This window comes from Pontibacter sp. 13R65 (assembly GCF_047525655.1).
Classification (GTDB): Bacteria; Bacteroidota; Bacteroidia; order Cytophagales; family Hymenobacteraceae; genus Pontibacter.
In genome coordinates this window covers 395871-414785 of the sequence record NZ_JBLIQL010000004.1, presented here as the reverse complement: position 1 = coordinate 414785, position 18915 = coordinate 395871, and the positions used below count along the sequence as shown (strand labels likewise).

Sequence of the window (18915 nt, the reverse complement as noted above, 5' to 3'; positions counted from 1 at the left end):
CAGCATTAAACTGTTGCCAGTTTGGCTTTTTTCTTTTCTTCTACTTTAGCCAATAGCCAGTTGCACCAGTCATCCATGCCGTCACCTTTCAGGCTGCTGATGGCTATTACCTCAATAGTTGGGTTTACTTCTCTGGCATCCTGCGTGACGGCTTCTACGGAGAACGGCACGTATGGCAGCAGGTCTGCCTTGGATACTACCATCAGTTCGCTGGTTAGGAACATACGTGGATATTTCTTAGGCTTATCATCGCCTTCGGTGGCCGCCAGCACTGTTACCCGGATATCCTCACCCAAATCGAAGGCAGCCGGGCAAACCAGGTTCCCGACATTTTCTATGAAGAGCAGGTCTACACCAGCCAAGTCTATATGATCCAGTGCCTGCAGAATCATCTGGGCCTCGATGTGACACATGCCACCCGTTACGATCTGAAGTGCGTTAATGCCTACCTCCTTCATGCGCACGGCATCGCGATCGGTTTCCGGGTCGCCCACCAGCACGGCCATGTTCAGCTTGTCGCTCAGACGTTTTCCGGTTTCCTGCATCAGTGTGGTCTTCCCGCTTCCCGGGGAGGAACATACGTTTATAACCAGCACCTCAGGCAGTCTATCTCTAATTGCCTTCGCTACAAAATCATTAGCCTTTAACAGGTTCAGGGTAGTGTTGTCACACTGTACAGAACCTACAGGCATTCTATTGCTTTTAGGCATGGATGATGTACTCATATTTTCTGTCTTTTATGTCTAGTATTTAATTCTCTAAAAATTCAATCCGGCTGATTTGCAACTCTTCTCCCTGCACAATGTTCTTGGAAGGGGTACCACAGTCACACATAAACTTGTGTCGCTTCACTTCAAAATCTTTGTCACAGGCATTACAGTGAGCGACAATGGGCAGCAACAGCACTTCTAGTTCAATGTCTGCCAGCTTCGGTTCTTCCATAATCAACGCCTCAAAGGCGTTTTGAATCAGGATAGGCTGTATATTGCTGAGCAATCCCGCCTCTATCTGCACTTTGGTTATGCGCTCAAACTTATCAGGATAAGTTTCCTGCAGCGTTTCAAAGACGTTTCGTACAATCGAGATCTCGTGCATATTTATTCCTTTACTTCTCTGGCACCGCCTCAGCTACTGCAAGTACTTCTTCCAAAACTTCTTCAGCTGATGCTTCAGGAGCAATGGCCGCTTTCTTAGTCGCACCTTTGGCTGTTTCTCCTTTTTTCACCCTCTTTGTTTGCTTTTTAGCAATATGCTCTTCCTCTACGAGTTTCTGATCCGACATCTGCTCTGCTTCTGTTTCAGACTGTTCCAGTTCCTGCTTGTGTATCGTAAACTCCCAACACAGCTGCCCCATCGCGCTCAGCCAGTCGTATAGCATCACACCCTCCTGCCCCATAGCCCTGATCATGACTGCGTTAGGAGCGCACTGGGTAAAGCCAAATGTAATCTCCTCGTATTGGGTTGTCAGAATCTCGTCCAGTTCAGCCTTTAATTCTGCCGCAAAAGGTGATACATAGATCATGGTAGCCTGATGGGTATAGCGCTCATAGAACAGGATGGAGTTGAAAGGCTGATGGCCAGGCTCTATCAGTTGGTTATCAAACAGCACGAGTTTCTTGTTGCAAAATACTTTTGTGACACTGTGCAGGCGCGTAAATTTAAATGATTCTCCTGAGTGCACCCGCCCCGACGCAATAATGTCGCCCCAAATCAGTGTGGCACGCTCATCCAGATGAATTTCATTGACTGTTTTGAATATAGAATTGGCAAAAGGTGTGATCGGGTGCGGTATAAACTTATATATGCCGTTCTTCTTTACCTGCACATTCGTTCGCTGCACCGCCCCTTTCTCCATGGGATGTAGCCTGTTGAACGACTGCGTGAAAAGCTTCATCTGCGCTCCCTCATGCACATTCACCTCGATATCAATAACATCCCCATCCATTATCCCCGGAGAAGAACTCATCATGATCATTTCCAGATGCTCGTGCAGATGCCGGGAGCCATAATGGATTACCTTATAGGGTGCATTATGGCGACTCTCTTTCAGCAGTGTCAGCTTCCCTTCTCTCTCCGCGTTGATCTTGATGGTACTAAGCATGCGCCTCTGTTTTTTCTAGTAAAGCATAGGTTTTAATCCAGTTTATCACCTTATCTAGGCCTTCCAGCTTCATCAAGTTGGTGAAAATGAACGGACGTTCCCCACGCATTCTCTTCGAGTCACGGTCCATCATATCGAGGTCAGCGTTAACATAGGGGGCCAGGTCAGTTTTGTTGATGATGAGCAAATCGGAGCGGGTAATGCCCGGGCCTCCTTTGCGAGGCATTTTGTCGCCCTCCGCCACATCAATCACAAAGATGGTTACATCGGCCAAGTCAGGACTGAACGTGGCCGACAAGTTATCCCCGCCACTCTCCACAAAAACAATTTCTGTGTCAGGGTGACGCTCCACCAGCTCTTCCACGGCCTCAATGTTCATTGAGGCGTCTTCGCGAATGGCAGTATGAGGACAGCCACCTGTCTCTACGCCCATAATGCGGTCGGCAGGCAGGCAGGAATTTTTTGTCAAAAACTCAGCATCTTCGCGGGTGTACACGTCGTTGGTTACAACACAGATGCTGTACTCTTCACTCATCTTACGGGTCAGCCTTTCAATCAAAGCCGTTTTTCCTGATCCTACTGGACCAGCCACCCCTATTCTTACATGTTTTTTTGACATAAAGTATCTGATTACGTGGTTTCTTTATGAAATGTATATTCTTGAATATTGCTTTTCGTGTTGCATACATCGAATTTCCTGGCCAATGCAACAGAGCCCTATCATCTCCTCCTCCATGCTTTCCTGCTCATCCACAAGCTGCTTAATGGTTGGCTGCAGATCGAAGAGGATCTTCTGCGCATCACCCTGGCCAATAGGCACCAGTTTGGCGCAGTTCGTTACAATGCCATTGAGCGTGTTATAGTAAAAGGCAAGCAGCGCATCTTTTAAGGTAATGTTGCTGGCATGCGCATACATAGCAAAAGCTACTACGTAGTGTCCATGCAACTTTCCCTCCCGGATTTTGGTCAGATAGTTACTGCATTTTTTGTCCGGGTGCAGTTCCTGTGTCAGCTTCAGAAAACGTACGGCCAGTTTTTTGCTGGCATCTCTTATTTCGGCAGGAGCCTTGAGCGCTGTAATTAGTTCGTCCAGTTTCTGCATTTCCCGCGCTGGCTTCTTGGCCTCTAGCAAGGCCCATGCTTTCTGCAGAAAGGCTGCATCGTTATAGTAAATGCTATAACGCAGCATGTTTTTTGCATACACAGTAGCTGAAGGCGTATCTTTCACAATCCCCTGACTCACGTAAGACTCCAATCCGTAGGAGTGAGTAAAGCTTCCAATCGGGAACATAGAGTCGTTGATCTGCAGGAGGGTTAACAATGGCTGCATAGCTGTCTCTTTATTTAATGGTTATTTTTCTGGTATAATTGTTTCCATGCCTGCGCACCCGCAGTGCATGTGTTTTTAAGAGCTTGCGTACCTCCCTCCTCGGCTCATAGCCGGAGCGTTCCAAAAGTCTGTATAATGGGTTCTCGAACTCCACCAGCACCTCGGCTGCCTCATTAATGAAAATAGGAATATGCTTGTTTCCAATCTCGAAGCAGATAGTACTCATGTCCTTAAAGCTGTCTGGTTTAAACACGATGCACTCGCAGGGAAGTATGTTAACAGCAACCGCCCGTTCCCCGTCCATGTGCAGAATGTCGCCATCTTCCAGGGGTGTCGAGTCTTTGCGTATACCTATCTCCTGNAAACACGATGCACTCGCAGGGAAGTATGTTAACAGCAACCGCCCGTTCCCCGTCCATGTGCAGAATGTCGCCATCTTCCAGGGGTGTCGAGTCTTTGCGTATACCTATCTCCTGCCCCGCCCTTGTTCGCTTCCGCAAAGTGGTTTTGCCTGTATCATACCAATCCAGGTCCAAAAAATCAATCGAAAGGTTATTTATCGATTGATTTGATAGGTTACCGATTACCTTCTCTATTAGTAACATAGGGTGATAAAAGGCTGCCGGCATGGTCTAGCCCGTCCGGCAGCACTATTATTTACAGATTTAGAACAGGAAGTAGCGCTGCGCCATTGGCACAACACTCAATGGCTCACAAGTGAGCAACTCGCCATTGGCCGTTACCGCGTACGTTTCCGGATTAACCTCAATCTTTGGCATTGCGTTATTATGCACCATGTCTTTCTTAGTTAATTTTCGGCAACCTTTCACAGGTAAAAACCCTTTGCCCAGTCCCAGTTTGTTTATGCTGCCATTCTCAAGTGATATTTGAGACACAAAGTTGAAACCACTAGTCTGGATAGATTTACCATAGTAACCCCACATAGGGCGGTAAATAACGGGCTGCGGTAAGGAAATAGAGCCATTCGGATCACCCATACGAGCTCCCACAGCTACTCCGTTTTTGAAAATAATCTCAGGCTTCACACCAAACAACCCCGGGTCCCACAACACCAGGTCAGCGTATTTACCTACTTCTATTGAACCCACATAATCAGCCACTCCATGCGTCTTAGCTGGGTTGATAGTATATTTGGAGATGTAACGCTTCACCCGCAGGTTATCTGCCCCGGAGGCTTTATCTTCTGGTAGTGGTCCACGCTGCACTTTCATCTTATGAGCCGTCTGCCATGTACGAAGTATTGTCTCTCCGATGCGGCCCATGGCCTGGCTGTCAGAAGACATCATACTGAAAACGCCCATATCCTGCAGGATGTCTTCGGCGGCGATGGTAGATGGCCTGATGCGGGAGTCAGCGAAGGCTACATCTTCCGGAATGCTCTTATCCAGGTGGTGCACCGACATCAGCATATCTAAGTGTTCATCTACTGTGTTGATGGTATACGGCTTGGTTGGGTTAGTAGAAGACGGCAACACATTAGGATACATGGCAATTTTAATAATATCCGGAGCGTGTCCACCACCTGCACCCTCTGTGTGGTAAGTATGGATTACCCTTCCGTTAATAGCCTTTACAGAGTCTTCAAGGAAGCCTGCTTCGTTTAGTGTGTCTGAGTGGATAGCCACCTGCACATCATATTTGTCTGCCACCTGCAAGGCTATATCGATAGTAGATGGAGTAGTACCCCAGTCTTCATGCAGTTTCAGACCCAGGGCACCGGCTTCTATAGGTTGTGCTGCTGTTTTAAAGGTAGAAGTATTGCCCTTGCCCAGGAATCCAAAATTCATAGGGGTAGATTCTGAGGCTTCAAACATGCGTTCCATCCAAAACTTGCCCGGCGTCACGGTAGTGGCGAGCGTACCGTCAGAAGGACCAGTACCACCGCCGATCATGGTCGTAACACCACTGTACAGCGCTACCTCTACTTGCTGCGGCGCAATAAAGTGGATGTGGGCATCTATGGCGCCTGCCGTTACTATCTTACCAGCACAAGCCTGCACCTCAGTGGCTGCGCCAATAATCATACCTTTCGTTACTCCTTGTTGGGTATCCGGGTTACCAGCCTTGCCTATACCTACAATCTTACCGTTCTTGATACCGATATCGGCCTTTACAATACCCCAGTGGTCGATAATGATGGCGTTTAGGAGCACCAGATCAAGCACATCGTCCTGTCCGGCTGAGGTAGACTGGCCCATGCCGTCTCGTACTGTCTTACCGCCACCGAACTTGTTTTCGTCCCCGTAAACGTTGAAATCTTTTTCAATCTGTATGAAGAGCTCTGTATCTGCCAGACGAACTTTATCACCTGTGGTAGGTCCAAAGAGGGCAGCGTAACGATCTCGTGGAATGTATAACTCACCATCCACATATTTCACCGAAGAAGAATCGCTTCCTAATGCATTGAAGCCAAGTAGTGAAAGCCCGGCAGTAGAAAGTCCTACCACTTTTATCCATTCGCGTCTATTCCAATTTGACATGGTTTCCTGATTAAATGATGTTATTTTCTATTTCTTTTGGCCGGAGCCGCAGCGCCTCCAGCCCCTTTAAATCCTTGCTTCTGCGCTTTCTGAATAGCAGCTTCCCGCACACTCTTCTTCGACACATCTCCTTCTGTCAAGTTGTTGAAACCACTGATTACTTTGTTGCCCCCAAACTCCACTAGGTACACTGATTTTTTCTCGCCAGGCTCAAAGCGCACCGCGGTACTTGCCGGAATGTTGAGGCGCATACCAAAGGCAGCAGCCCGATCAAAATCAAGTGCCCTGTTGGCCTCAAAAAAATGGTAATGGGAACCAACCTGAATTGGTCGGTCTCCGGTATTGGCCACGGTTACACGCACTGTTTTGCGCTTATCATTAGCCTTTATCTCGCCCTTTTGCAGTATATATTCACCCGGTTTCATAGTATAAATGTTTTAGTTGTTCTTAACATATTTTAGCGTATAGGGTGGTCAACCGTGATCAGCTTTACTCCATCCGGGAATGTTGCCTCCACCTGCACGTAGTGCAACATATCGGGTACACCTTCCATAACCTGATTCTTTTTCAGAAGCTTAGTACCCTCTTCCATTAGCTGCGCCACCGTCTTTTTCCCATCACGGGCTTCTTCCATCAAAATGCCACAGATGTAGGCAACGGATTCAGGGTAGTTTAGCTTCACGCCCCGCTTAAGCCGCTTAGCAGCAAGCTCACCTGCCAGATGCAGCAATAGTTTTTCGTGTTCAATCGGATTTAAATGCATATACTTGGTTATTAGTAGGTTTTTACAAAAACATCTGAAACTAAACGATAAACTCACCCATCTGCCCGTCAACCCTATCTGTTCCTATATAATTTGACCTTAGCGAGGACTGGAAGCTTATTTTGGCATTGTGCTCCTGGACTAATAGATAGGCTTCGAAGTCCCAATAGTTGCCCCCCGTGGCTAGCGCATTCAGGTTCTTTCTGGTATAATCAAAAGACGGCTGCAGCCGCACTTTATCTCTGTCGCCTAAGCGAGGTAGTAGCATTCCGGTCTGCCCATAGTACATGGAACAAGAGCCCAACATAGGGCGCGCATTACCGGGCTCGGATATAGGTCTTTCTCCCTGGTACTCCGGGTTAGCCGCACCAAGGTTCCTAGTGCCGGAATGGATGAGGTAATTAGGTCCAAAGTCGTAATGGGATACTGCATTGTAAGCTGTAAAGGCCATACCCCTGGAGCCAAAGCTGAAAGGCATATTAATGAACACATCTCCAGAAAATAAGGCAATATTATGCAGTTTATAGGCTCCGTTCTGGAAGCTTAATGTACTGACGGCCTGTGTATATAAGCCCGCACCAATATTAAACACCCGCTTCTGCCCCAGGCATGTTCCTATACCGGCAGCTTCACCCCCAATCAAAGTTTGGCTGTTGATTCCAATTTGCGTCATAATGAGGAACCGAGGTGATAACTGTGCCATAGCCAGCATCCGCAGCACGCTTACATCAAAGCTGGTGCTTTGGGGATGTTCATAAATAAGCGCCCCAGGATTATTTTCCGAAACGTTCTCCCCTTTCTGGTCCCAAAGAATGAACTGGATGTAGTAATCTTCTCTGTCCTCAATATTGATGTGTAAGCCGCTATGGTAGTTCTCAGCATACTGCGCACGGAGAGGCTTTGCCAATGCCAGGCAAATTGTAGTTAGAAATAAGATTACTCCTAGACGGTTAAACATCAATTCTATTTTACCTATATCCATATGGACTTAATAAAGTTTACTTGCCTTAGCTATAAAAGGTTATAGGGGAGTTTAACTTATATACATTTGCAAGATAGCCACAGCCTATTAAGCTGGTTTAAGAAAGAAATTAGAATAGAATTAGAGAGTTGATACCTTCAGCGCATAGGATAAGCCTTATTGTATTCAAATAGTAACCGAGCACACGGAGAAACCTCGAAGAAAGAATTGATTGAGCATAGAATATGGATGCCCTATTAAAATAGAAATTTCGGATGATTAATCAGGCTATATTAAGTTGCAATTTAGATGCATTTGCCGAGTGTGTAGGCAAAAAGGCAGAGGATCAATATAAGTAGGAAGGCCTAAGGAGTGGTGGCTGTGCGTGTAGTTTCTGACCGTGGTCATGCTACCGCAAAGCAGGAGGCGACGACGAAGGCGTAGGTGATCAGCTGGCCTTCGAGAGTTTGCGCTTGGCAGCAGGCTTTCAACCCGCCCCCTGTATATACTCTTCAACAATACAATAAATCGCTATTGTGACGCTATTTACAGAAAATTGATGTTAAACCTTGGCCAATTTTCCTTTCTGACAAACCTCCATGGCTGCATCGTGGATAAATTGTAGCTTGAGTTAATTAATAGGAATAAGGAATTTGTAGGTACAGAATAACTTCAAAAGCAAGCGCCGCAAGAGGATGTAGTAAAACTCAAACAAGTTGCTCAGCATAAAGGGACGGCAGTACGACCTCCATAGTAGTACCTTGCCCTACTATGGAATTCACCAGAATGGCACCTTTATGCATTTTTATGATTTTCATGGCCAGTGGCAATCCAACGCCAAATCCTTCATAGTTGGAGGTGTTAGAGCCTCGGTAATAAGGGTCAAAAATTTTATCCTGCTCGGATGGATCTATCCCAATACCAGAGTCTGTTACCAATAGCTTGATCTCGTTACCCGCTGCGATAAGCTTTAATTTCACATCCTGGTTGTCTGAATATTTAAACCCGTTCAGGATGATATTGCAAATAGCTAAAGTTAGAAGATGCACATTACAATTAATATAGAGCATTGCATCATTTTCTGGAAAATTACTATAGTCAAGCTTAAGCTTATAACTAGAATCCATTTTGTAAATGACTTCTTTCACAGATTCCAGTAGTTCATCCATCCTCAGAACGCTCCATCCATTAGCCTGCATATTCTGTTCAGACCTAGCCAATTCTAACAGAATGTTAATAATATGCTTGAGCTTTTCAGTCTCCTGCATGATCATCTGCAACGAATAAGCAGCCTTATGGCCCTGCTGCAACTGTGAGAGTGCTATTTCTGCCTCACCTGCTATAATAGTAAGCGGGGTGCGAAGGGAATGAGAGATATTGCTGACATAATCCTGTTGCGACTGAAAGGCTGTTTCAATACGCTGTAGCATTTCATTTAGGGTATCCTGGAGTTCGCTGATCTCATCCAGACTATGTTCTTTTTCAAGCCTATCGTTCAGGTTAAAAGCATTAATGCTGTTTACCTTCTTCATGATCTTGACCATAGGACCAAATAATCTTTTCGAAAAGAAAATCGTTGTGATTGTCATCACAACCACTGCTGCCAAGAAGGCAAGCGCCAGTGTCGTTTTTAGCCTTTTGCGGTAGGCGTCGCCCTCAACATCCCGGGCAGAGGAAATAACCAGTATATCGTCTTCTCCGGCAACATGCTTCTTGAACAATCCAACATAGTGCACACCATTGTTATAATACCGTGCTCTGCCATGGTTTATCGCCTCCAAATAAAATGATTCATGAAGTGGCAGAGAGGCTGGGAAATCGATATTATTCTTGTCCTGCCCAATACGAAGAATGTATTCTTCCTCGTCTACCAAATGTTGAAAAATGCTGTTCTTGACAGCATAATAGTCATCCGCTTTTTCCTTTTGTAAAACGGCACTGGCCACAATGGTGGAGCTATTCTCTAAGCTTAGAAAAAAGTTATGCTGCCTGTATCCCGAAGACATGGAGTACATCACCAGATTGATACCTAACAGAATAAGGGCCATGAGACCTGTAAATAATATGATCAGCGAATACTGTAATCTCATGCTTCTATCCTCTCATCACATACCCTATACCAACTACTGTATGAATCAGACGGGGAGTAAAGTCCTTGTCAATCTTCTTTCGGAGATAGTTAATATATACATCCACCACATTGGTTCCCATATCAAAATCAGTTCCCCAAACATTTTCCAGGATATCCAGCCGAGGTAGTACCCTCCGCTTGTTTTTAATTAGATACTCCAATAACTTAAACTCTGTCACAGTAAGTGAAATTATCTTATTGTTCCGTGTCACTTCCATAGTGTCAAAATTCACACTCAGATCAGAAAGTGTGGCCACGTTCTGTTGCGTAAGATCTCTGTTTGATCTCCTTATCAGACTTTGCATTCGAACTCGTAATTCGGCCAAGTTAAACGGCTTTACCATGTAGTCATCAGCTAAATTGTCAAAGCCGGCAATAATGTCTTCTGTAGTGCCAAGTGCAGACAGTATCAGGATTGGTGTATTGGGGTCTGCATCTCTTATACTTTTACAAACCTCCAGACCACTTAAGCCAGGCACCATTATATCGAGTATGATTAAATCGAACTCATTCAACCCAGCTATTTTCAAAGCTGTAAACCCATCCATTGCCACTGTAAACTCAAATCCCTCTCCTTCGAGTCCTCGTTTTATAAGAGAAACTACCTTGGGTTCGTCTTCTAGTAATAATACCTTCATAGTCTTGTAACAATAAGCTGACATCAATTCCCCATCTGGAACCACTTGATATGCTTCATTATAGGCACTCTTTTACTACCAATTATTTACCAATCAAATTCATATCGCAATCAGGTTTAACCGTCTTCAGTATGTAGTGTTAGCGGTTTTATCTAGTGCGCTATAAATGAAGAAGCATGATTGTTATCTGATTCCGCAGCGTGTGATTGTTGAAACCTAGATTTGCGTTCTTCAGAACTAATAAACGGAGGTCCTCCTACATTACTCACTAATGCAAAGGATGAAGAAAACAATTTCTAGCTGCAACAGTTGCACTAAGATAACAGGTTCCCTTGAGCAATACAGGAAGTAGCAATGGAAAAGTAAAAAACCAAAGGGTGACTCGTCCTGAAAAGTGTTGACCAGGAATAGAGTACAGCACGGCTAACATGTATATATAGTAGCTTGCTTGTTTATTGCTAATTTTTGATATAGTTAAAGTTCAATTATTCGTGATTTAGCGCATTCTTTCATCTGCTTTTTCTGTTACAGCGCGAAGCCGTATGGAAACAAGGTTATTGCCCGGATCCGATAATACCTACCTGCACCTAATGGTGGACCAGAAGCCAAGGATATTCGGAGTGGGCGCGAAAGCTCACCACAAAGGAATACAGGGAAGTTGCCACCACACTTACCAACCTCCTCACCAGTAAAGGAAATTGTCTTCTAGATAAAGGAAGGAGAAATGACAGATGAAAAACTCGAGTGGGTGCTATACCAGCTGTTGCCTATTTCGACCTCTTCTTCTCTAAAGAAGCTGGCACATCTAGATACAGATTTAAGCTTAGGCATCCAGGCCTGATGCTGTTTATATAATTGCATTACACTATGGCAGCAATATCGTATTAAAATTAAGTTGAGGTATTCTGATAAAGAAGGAGTCAATGCAGCCACCTTTATTTCTCACTTTTAATCAAGTTGAATTTTAAAGTTTTAGATTAGCTACAGTTGGTTTGATAGGGTGGTCGGTGGCTTTTCTTTTCAAGGGCCCTCTGCAGAGTACTCTATACCCCGTAACCGCCTATTGCCAGCCAAAGCAACGTAAGACTAAGTCAAATAAAAGGCACTGTCTGTGATCATAGCTACGGCCTATAATGATGCACCGCCTTTCATACAGCCAATCCCAGCTATCTGAAGTATACTGTAAAAGTTGTCCCTTCCCCCACCTTGCTCTCCACCTCAATCGTGCCGCCCATGTCCTCTACCATGCCTTTGACGATGAACAAACCGACACCGGTGCCCTCCACATTGTCATGCAGCCTGGTGTAGCGGTTAAAGATGGCCTGTTGCTGGTCTTCCGCTATGCCCACACCATTGTCACAGACTTTCAGCAGGATGTACTCCCCTGCCTTCTCTGTTGTAATGGTAATCTCTGGTTCGACAGCCGGCTTTCTATACTTAATGGCATTTGAGAGCAAATTGTAGAGGATGCTCCTTACCTTCTTTCGGGAGAAGCTGATCTCCGCTTCCCTGATCTGAGTGCTGATCGTTGCCTGGGTCTCCGCTATCTTATCCCTTAGGGCCAGCTTGGCGTCTTCGATCACATTTTCAAAGTTCACGCGCTCAGGCGCTTTGGCAAACTCCGTGTCATTCTCAATGTCAGCCAGTTCTTCCACAGTTCTACGCAGGTTGACCACAGATTCGCTCAACATATCGATGATCAGCCTGTTGTCCTCTTCACTTTTTGGTGTCTCTCTTAGTATTCTGATCAAGCCCTCTATGTTGGAGAGTGGCCCTTTAATGTCGTGGGAGAGGGAATGGATGATGTTCTCGTAGTTCCTGTTTAGCTTCTCGTACCCTTTCAGGATCTGGATACGGTCGTTGATATCGATAAAGGTGATAATGACACCGTTTGTCCTGTTTTCCTTTTTTACGATGTAGGGCAGGATGTTCATCTGATACCATACCTTATCGGTTGTCTGGATCTCCTTCTCTAAATCCTTGCTGCTCTCAATCACCTCTGTGATGTTCTCGACGATGGTCGGGAAGCGGATGTTGCTGGACAACTCTTCTATGTGCCTGCTTACATCGCCGGCTGAAAGCTTGAAGTGCTTCATGGCGGCAGGTGTGAATTTTCGCAGGATCATGTCAGCATCCACAAATAGTTGTGGGATGATTGTATTGTTGAAGTAGTTCTCGAGTTCATCGTTCAGCTCAATAAGCTTTTCGAGTTTACCTTTCTTGTTAGATGGATCTCCCATTTATAATGCCTGAATAATGCCTGTTATCTATTTAATTTTGTAAAGGTACCAATACAGTAGAGTTATGCACTCTAATTTTGAATAAGTAACTATTCAAAGCGAGTTTGTTATGATAATGACCAAAACAGGTAAGCATATAGGTACCCCACTACTACAGTGGCAGCATTCTTTTGCTTGTGATTTACCTGCTGTGATAAAGTGAAGGCGATTGGGACCGCCTGGGGTAAGCGCAGGTCTGAATCACTGTTAAGTACCACTATTGATACTATAGCGTAAATCAACGCAAAGCACTCCAGAAGAACGTAAGGGGGCAAGTTGATAACTAATAGCGTATACGTCTCCACAATTCACTCGGCTTGTCTAAACAACTGCCTCCTTATTTCTCCTCCAATTCTAGCAACGGAAGCGCCAGATTTGCCATTACCTGTGGACCAAGGTGGTAAGCTGCCGGTTGAATCATCCACTTATGGTTTACGTAAACAGTGAAAGTAAAAGCGTCTTAAGAACAGTAAAATGAGTCCGACACCATGGGCAAGAAGAAGGGTATGAGTGACATGAAAAAAGGGGTGCTCCTTTTCGTGGGGGCAATTATCGTGCTGGCGTTGATCCTGTTCGTTGACATATTACAGTGACTTAAGCCCGCTAATAACCGCAACAGCTAATAGACAGTTTATCTCTTGTCTCCTCTATAAGCGTGTACCTAGAGCAATTTTTAATAAAAACCATCGGTAGCCCCGTTACAAACTGCTGAGAAAGAGAAGGGCAATTGCCCTGAGTCGGAAGCGTGAGACACGCCCCAGACTACGCAAGAGGCGATGTACACGCTCGTAGGTACCCAGCCGGCCATCCACGATCCACAGCGGAGGAGCGTAAGATAGCGAAGATAAGCTGTGATTCGTTCAACTTGGTTCTTTTATAAAATTCCATTTTGGTTCTATATGAAAATTAATCATGTCAAGTATAAAATGGTAATAAGCCATGAATATCATTCTCCCGTTTATGTGTATAATCTCTGATTTCACAGTAAGTTAAGGATACCGATGGCATAGAAACCATAATTAACTTTTTATTAATTTAGACATAAGACGCAACCTGTTATTGATTCTGTACCTCAATTTTATTAGTTTTGAGGGATTCACAATACAACCTATCTAATTCTCATACATTTTCCGATGTTCTGGCAAAGGTTTAACTGGCTGATATTATCATTATTCATCATTCAGGCATTCCTACCCGCGAAGCACTTTGTTAACTCGGCTTTTCACTATTCACAGCCTGCCTTCGTTTCGGGTGCTATTGCTCATCAAGAAGAAGATGACGCTTCGCCACTGGAGCTAATGTTCGAGGAGTATCTCGATTTTATTGAAGAATTGCCCAAAAAAGATCTGGGCAGAGTCGGCAAGACCAGGACAGTAAAACTATTGCCCGAGCCTCTCCTCAAACAGGTTTATGCCGCCTCTCTTCAACATTTTATTTCTAAGGCAAGCATACCCCTTGCTTATAAACCTATGGGCTTCCTGCTGTCGGAGTACCATGGCTACCTTTTCCGACTAACGCCTTTTTGATTTCTCCCCCCTCTTCGTCCTAGCGACATCCCTTCTATTTATCAGGTACTTTTGTGCAGTGTAAACTTTTGTTTGCTTTGTGAAGAAGTGCCTCGGATTTCTATTGCCTATTCCTTAAAATTATTCAAGTTAAGATATGAACCTCACTAATATATATTTGGTGGCAGTTAGTTTATTTACCTTAGGCTGCACCGCTCAGGGCCAGACTGAAACTCCATCAAAAGAAACTCCTGCTTTACCTGTTACAAAACTTATCACAAAAGACACCACATTACAGAACGACTATGTATCTGACATTCAAGCAAAAAAGCACGTAGAAATTCGTGCCAGAGTAGATGGTTTTTTGGAACAGGTATATGTAGACGAAGGGCAGGAGGTGAAGAAAGGCCAACCACTTTTCAGGGTAAACTCGGCCGAGTACGAAGCTGAGTTGACTAAAGCAAAAGCTAATTATAACAATGCGGTAGCCGAGGCGCTCGCTGCAGAACTAGAAGTTAAGCGGGTGCGCCTGCTTGTAGACAGTGCCGTAATCTCAAAGTCTGAGCTGGAAGTTGTCAAAGCCAGACACAGAGCAGCAACAGCCAGAATCGAAGAAGCCCGGTCGGCTCAAGACAACGCCGCCACCCGGCTCTCTTATACGTTCATCAAAGCCCCTTTTTCAGGTATCATTGATCGTATTCCGCTAAAAGCCGGAAGCCTTATTAGCGAAGGCACCCTGCTCACTACCTTATCGGACCTGCAGACTGTTTATGCTTATTTCGAGGTTTCGGAGAAAGAATACCTTACTTATGCGAAAGCGCTGCAGAATGGCTCCGATAACAGGAGCAGCCAAGTACAGCTAATATTAGCTGATGGCACTCCCTATCCGCTTATGGGTGAAATTGAAACGATGGAAGGTGTATTCGAACCTAACACAGCCTCTATTGCATTCAGAGCATCCTTCCCAAACCCTCAAAAACTGCTCAAGCACCACTCCAGCGGTAAAGTAAGACTTTCAAGCGCAGTAGACGACGCCCTGCTGGTCCCACAAAAGGCCACATTTGAAATTCAGGACAAGAATTTTGTGTATGTTCTTGATAAAAACAACCAAGTCAGGATCAGGAATTTCGAGCCGCAAGCCAGGCTATCCCATTTCTACATTGTGGCGTCTGGTCTGAAAGAAGGAGAAAGCGTGGTTTACGAAGGCGTGCGCTCGCTTAGAGAAGGAATCAGCATTGAGCCTGAGCTTGTTCAGATGGATAGCCTCCTTGTTGCAAACCCTGGGTAAATCTTCCTCATCCGAAGCATAAACGCGCTCCTATTACATAATCTACTTGTCACCGCCTTTTTCCGGCAGGTTTCTAGAAAGGTATGCCCGGTGCTCTGCTGCTCATCTACGGCAGAGGCTTCAGAGGCATGCCCCTCTGGTCCGGTAGAGAGAAGAGTCTGCAAGAGATGGTGTTTAAACATTTAAATAAAGTCAGAACAAGCCGCCCTGCTCCTATCTGGGCAGCAGGGAAATACAACCTAAGGTTTCATGTTAAAAATATTTATACAAAGGCCGGTTCTTTCACTGGTCATCTCCTTATTTTTTGTCCTTCTGGGCATACTGGCAATCATCCAATTGCCGGTTACACAATTCCCCGAAATTGTGCCACCTTCCGTTACTGTTACAGCTAAGTACACTGGCGCTAACGCCGAAGTCTGCACCAATGCTGTGGCCACTCCCCTGGAGCGAGCCATAAACGGTGTACCCGGCATGACTTATATGTCGTCAGTATCGAGCAACAATGGCGTTACACTTATTCAAGTATTCTTTGAGGTAGGTACAGACCCCGATTTGGCGGCAGTTAACGTGCAGAACCGGGTAACGACTGTACTGGACGAGCTGCCTGAAGAGGTGATCAAGGCTGGCGTAACCACTGAAAAAGAAGTGAACAGCATGCTGCTGTACCTGAACCTGATGAGCGATGACCCAAATGCAGACGAAAAGTTTGTATACAATTTCACCGATATTAACGTGCTGCAGGAGTTAAAGCGGATCGACGGCGTGGGTTTCTGCGAAATTATGGGGTCTCGTGAATACTCGATGCGGGTATGGCTGAAGCCGGATCGGCTGGTAGCCTACGAGGTATCGCCCGACGATGTGATTAACGCCATACGGGCTCAAAACGTGGAAGCTGCCCCCGGCAAAGCCGGAGAGAGCTCTGGCGGCTCCTCGCAGATGCTCCAGTACGTGCTACGGTTCACTGGAAAGTTGTTCGAGCCATCGCAATACGAAGAGATCGTTATCCGCTCTAACCAAGATGGCTCTGGTTCTGTGATCCGCCTGAAAGACGTGGCCGACATTGAGTTCGGCTCCATGGACTATGGCATGATTTCCAAGACAGACGGACGACCTTCCGCCTCCATCATGATCAAGCAACGCCCCGGCTCCAACGCCAAAGAGGTGATCGAGAACGTGAAACTGAAAATGGCGGAACTGAAAGAAGCCTCCTTCCCGCCCAGCATGAAATACAACATTGCCTACGATGTGTCCCGCTTCCTGGATGCCTCTATGGAAGAGGTGCTCTGGACACTGATAGAAGCGTTCCTGCTTGTGTCCATCGTGGTATTTATTTTCCTGCAAGATTTCCGCTCTACCCTGATTCCGGTACTGGCGGTTCCGGTATCGCTGGTAGGCACTTTCTTTTTTATGCAGCTGTTCGGCTTCTCCATCAACCTTCTCACCTTGTTCGCAATGGTGCTTGCCATTGGTATTGTGGTTGATAATGCCATTGTGGTAGTGGAGGCCGTGCATACCAAAATGCATGAGAAACTCATGCCAGCCAGAGAGGCCACCTTGGAAGCTATGGGAGAGATAAGTGGGGCCATTGTGGCTATTACGCTAGTGATGTCGGCGGTGTTCGTTCCCGTTGCCATGATGGACGGACCAGTAGGCGTATTTTACCGGCAGTTCTCCCTTACGCTGGCCATTGCCATTGTGATTTCGGGTATAAATGCCCTTACGCTAACCCCAGCGCTTTGCGCCATCATGTTGAAGAACACGCACACAAACCATAAAAAGAAAAGTTTGCTGCAAAAGTTCTTTGGCAAATTTAACAGCGGCTACAATGCGGTCGAAGGTTCATACAAGGGTATTATCAGTCGTATGGCGGGCCGCAGAGCCGTTACCCTAGGCCTTCTGGTCCTATTCCTGGTTGGCACTTGGGGCATTACCAAGGTGCTTCCAACAGGCTTTATCCCAACAGAGGACCAGGGCATGATCTACGTGAACGTAACCACACCTCCCGGGGCTACCGTGGAGCGAACCGAGTTCGTGCTCGACAAAATTCAGGAAGCGGCACAGAAAATAGATGCCGTGGAGAATGTATCTACACTCGCCGGCTTCAGCCTCCTGACAGATGCTGCAGGCGCCTCTTATGGCATGGGCATGATTAACCTGAAAGCCTGGGATGACCGTACCGCGTCTGTGGAAGCCATTATTGCGGAGTTGGAGAAACAGACTGCTAACTTAAATGATGCCAGCATCGAATACTTCCCTCCTCCAACCGTACCTGGCTTTGGAAACTCGAGCGGCTTTGAGTTACGGGTGCTGGCAAGAGACAAAACGGCAACCCTGGCAGAGACAGCCGAGGCGACCAACAACTTTATAGAGGCTATGCAGGAGGCGCCCGAGGTGAGCACCGCATTTACCAACTTCGACCCGAGCTTCCCGCAATACATGATTCATGTTGACAAAGACATGGCCGCCAAAAATGGCGTGACGATAGACAATGCAATGGGTACCCTCCAAACACTGATGGGAAGCTATTATGCCTCCAACTTTATTCGGTTTGGCCAGATGTACAAAGTGATGGTGCAGGCATCGCCCGGGTACAGAACAAAACCTGACGATGTATTGAAAATGTATGTTAAGAACGAATGGGGTGAGATGGTAGCTTTTTCATCGTTTGTAAGTTTGGAACGGGTATATGGCCCTGAACAGTTAACACGGTACAACATGTATACCTCCGCTATGATTAATGGAAGTGCCGCCGCCGGTTACAGCAGTGGCGATGCCATCAAGGCCATTGAGCGCGTGGCGGAAGAATCACTGCCAAAGGGGTTTACCTACGAGTGGTCTGGCATGACCCGTGAAGAGATTCTTTCCGGAGACCAGGCAATTTATGTTTTCCTTATCTGCCTTATTTTTGTTTACCTGCTGCTAGCAGCGCAATACGAAAGTTTCCTGCTGCCCTTACCAGTGATCTTGTCTTTGCCTACAGGGGTATTTGGTGCCTTCCTGACCTTACAGCTACTGGGGCTGCAGAACAACATTTACGCCCAGGTTGCCCTCGTGATGCTGATTGGTCTGCTTGGCAAAAATGCCATCCTGATCATTGAATTTGCTATTCAGCGCCAGAAGGAGGGACGTACGGTGCTCCAGGCAGCAGTAGACGGAGCGGTTTCCCGTTTCAGACCTATCCTGATGACTTCGTTGGCCTTTGTTGCCGGTTTGATACCACTGTGTATAGCATCTGGTGCGGGCGCCATGGGTAACCGTTCTATTGGCTCGGCAGCGGCAGGTGGGATGCTCTTCGGAACTATCTTCGGAATCCTGCTTATTCCAGGCCTGTATGTGCTGTTCGCCTCTATCGGGCGCAGCAAAAAGGCAAAAACATTACAGTCAGCCTAGTTATCCTCTCAAACCAAAATCTTGATTT

16 protein-coding genes and 2 pseudogenes are annotated in these 18915 nt (G+C 46.1%); 4 read left to right on the top strand and 14 right to left on the bottom strand.

Going from position 1 to position 18915, the window contains the following annotated elements; genetic code table 11:
- Window positions 1–5: 5 nt before the first annotated feature.
- From hypB to ACMA1I_RS07615, 13 genes and pseudogenes are all read right to left on the bottom strand, one after another.
- A complete protein-coding gene (gene hypB / locus ACMA1I_RS07675) occupies window positions 6–725 on the bottom strand; it encodes a hydrogenase nickel incorporation protein HypB (protein WP_337067719.1) in 720 nt (239 codons plus the stop codon).
- A 25-nt stretch (window positions 726–750) separates the two neighbouring features.
- Entirely contained in the window at window positions 751–1095 is a 345-nt protein-coding gene (locus tag ACMA1I_RS07670; RefSeq protein ID WP_337067718.1) for a hydrogenase maturation nickel metallochaperone HypA, read from the bottom strand.
- Window positions 1096–1105: 10 nt separating this feature from the next.
- On the bottom strand, window positions 1106–2101 hold the full coding sequence (locus ACMA1I_RS07665) for an urease accessory protein UreD (RefSeq protein WP_337067717.1): 996 nt from the start codon (window positions 2099–2101) through the stop codon (window positions 1106–1108).
- Complete coding sequence (gene ureG, locus ACMA1I_RS07660) at window positions 2094–2720, bottom strand: urease accessory protein UreG (RefSeq protein WP_337067716.1); 627 nt, start codon at window positions 2718–2720, stop codon at window positions 2094–2096. The genes ACMA1I_RS07665 and ureG overlap by 8 nt, the downstream gene beginning before the upstream one ends.
- Before the next feature lie 24 nt (window positions 2721–2744).
- Window positions 2745–3431, bottom strand: coding sequence for an urease accessory protein UreF (locus ACMA1I_RS07655; protein WP_337067715.1), 687 nt, complete (start codon window positions 3429–3431; stop codon window positions 2745–2747).
- 10 nt (window positions 3432–3441) lie between these two features.
- Entirely contained in the window at window positions 3442–3867 is a 426-nt protein-coding gene (locus tag ACMA1I_RS07650) for an urease accessory protein UreE (RefSeq protein WP_414703881.1), read from the bottom strand.
- Window positions 3868–3892: 25 nt separating this feature from the next.
- Window positions 3893–4036, bottom strand: a pseudogene (locus ACMA1I_RS07645) (urease accessory protein UreE); the annotation flags it as partial.
- 60 nt (window positions 4037–4096) lie between these two features.
- Complete coding sequence (gene ureC, locus ACMA1I_RS07640; RefSeq protein WP_337067706.1) at window positions 4097–5932, bottom strand: urease subunit alpha; 1836 nt, start codon at window positions 5930–5932, stop codon at window positions 4097–4099.
- A gap of 122 nt (window positions 5933–6054) precedes the next feature.
- Window positions 6055–6357: pseudogene (gene ureB, locus ACMA1I_RS07635) on the bottom strand (urease subunit beta); the annotation flags it as partial.
- Window positions 6358–6389: 32 nt separating this feature from the next.
- Window positions 6390–6695, bottom strand: coding sequence for an urease subunit gamma (gene ureA / locus ACMA1I_RS07630; RefSeq protein ID WP_337067704.1), 306 nt, complete (start codon window positions 6693–6695; stop codon window positions 6390–6392).
- Between the two features lie 40 nt (window positions 6696–6735).
- Window positions 6736–7602, bottom strand: coding sequence for a hypothetical protein (locus tag ACMA1I_RS07625; protein WP_337067703.1), 867 nt, complete (start codon window positions 7600–7602; stop codon window positions 6736–6738).
- Between the two features lie 761 nt (window positions 7603–8363).
- Window positions 8364–9704 carry a HAMP domain-containing sensor histidine kinase gene (locus ACMA1I_RS07620; protein ID WP_337067702.1) on the bottom strand — a complete coding sequence of 447 codons (1341 nt, stop codon included), beginning with the start codon at window positions 9702–9704 and terminating at the stop codon, window positions 8364–8366.
- Between the two features lie 46 nt (window positions 9705–9750).
- On the bottom strand, window positions 9751–10425 hold the full coding sequence (locus ACMA1I_RS07615; RefSeq protein WP_337067701.1) for a response regulator transcription factor: 675 nt from the start codon (window positions 10423–10425) through the stop codon (window positions 9751–9753).
- A 542-nt stretch (window positions 10426–10967) separates the two neighbouring features.
- On the opposite strand from ACMA1I_RS07615, the gene ACMA1I_RS07610 reads away from it, so the two are divergent.
- On the top strand, window positions 10968–11117 hold the full coding sequence (locus ACMA1I_RS07610; protein ID WP_337067700.1) for a hypothetical protein: 150 nt from the start codon (window positions 10968–10970) through the stop codon (window positions 11115–11117).
- A 474-nt stretch (window positions 11118–11591) separates the two neighbouring features.
- Here the strand turns inward: ACMA1I_RS07610 and ACMA1I_RS07605 are convergent, their stop codons facing one another.
- Window positions 11592–12665: an ATP-binding protein gene (locus ACMA1I_RS07605; protein ID WP_337067699.1), complete on the bottom strand. Its 1074-nt coding sequence runs from the start codon at window positions 12663–12665 to the stop codon at window positions 11592–11594.
- A gap of 1172 nt (window positions 12666–13837) precedes the next feature.
- On the opposite strand from ACMA1I_RS07605, the gene ACMA1I_RS07600 reads away from it, so the two are divergent.
- From ACMA1I_RS07600 to ACMA1I_RS07590, 3 genes are all read left to right on the top strand, one after another.
- Entirely contained in the window at window positions 13838–14230 is a 393-nt protein-coding gene (locus ACMA1I_RS07600; RefSeq protein ID WP_337067698.1) for a hypothetical protein, read from the top strand.
- Between the two features lie 136 nt (window positions 14231–14366).
- On the top strand, window positions 14367–15497 hold the full coding sequence (locus ACMA1I_RS07595; RefSeq protein ID WP_337067697.1) for an efflux RND transporter periplasmic adaptor subunit: 1131 nt from the start codon (window positions 14367–14369) through the stop codon (window positions 15495–15497).
- A gap of 249 nt (window positions 15498–15746) precedes the next feature.
- Complete coding sequence (locus tag ACMA1I_RS07590; protein WP_337067696.1) at window positions 15747–18887, top strand: efflux RND transporter permease subunit; 3141 nt, start codon at window positions 15747–15749, stop codon at window positions 18885–18887.
- The last annotated feature ends 28 nt before the right edge of the window (window positions 18888–18915 follow it).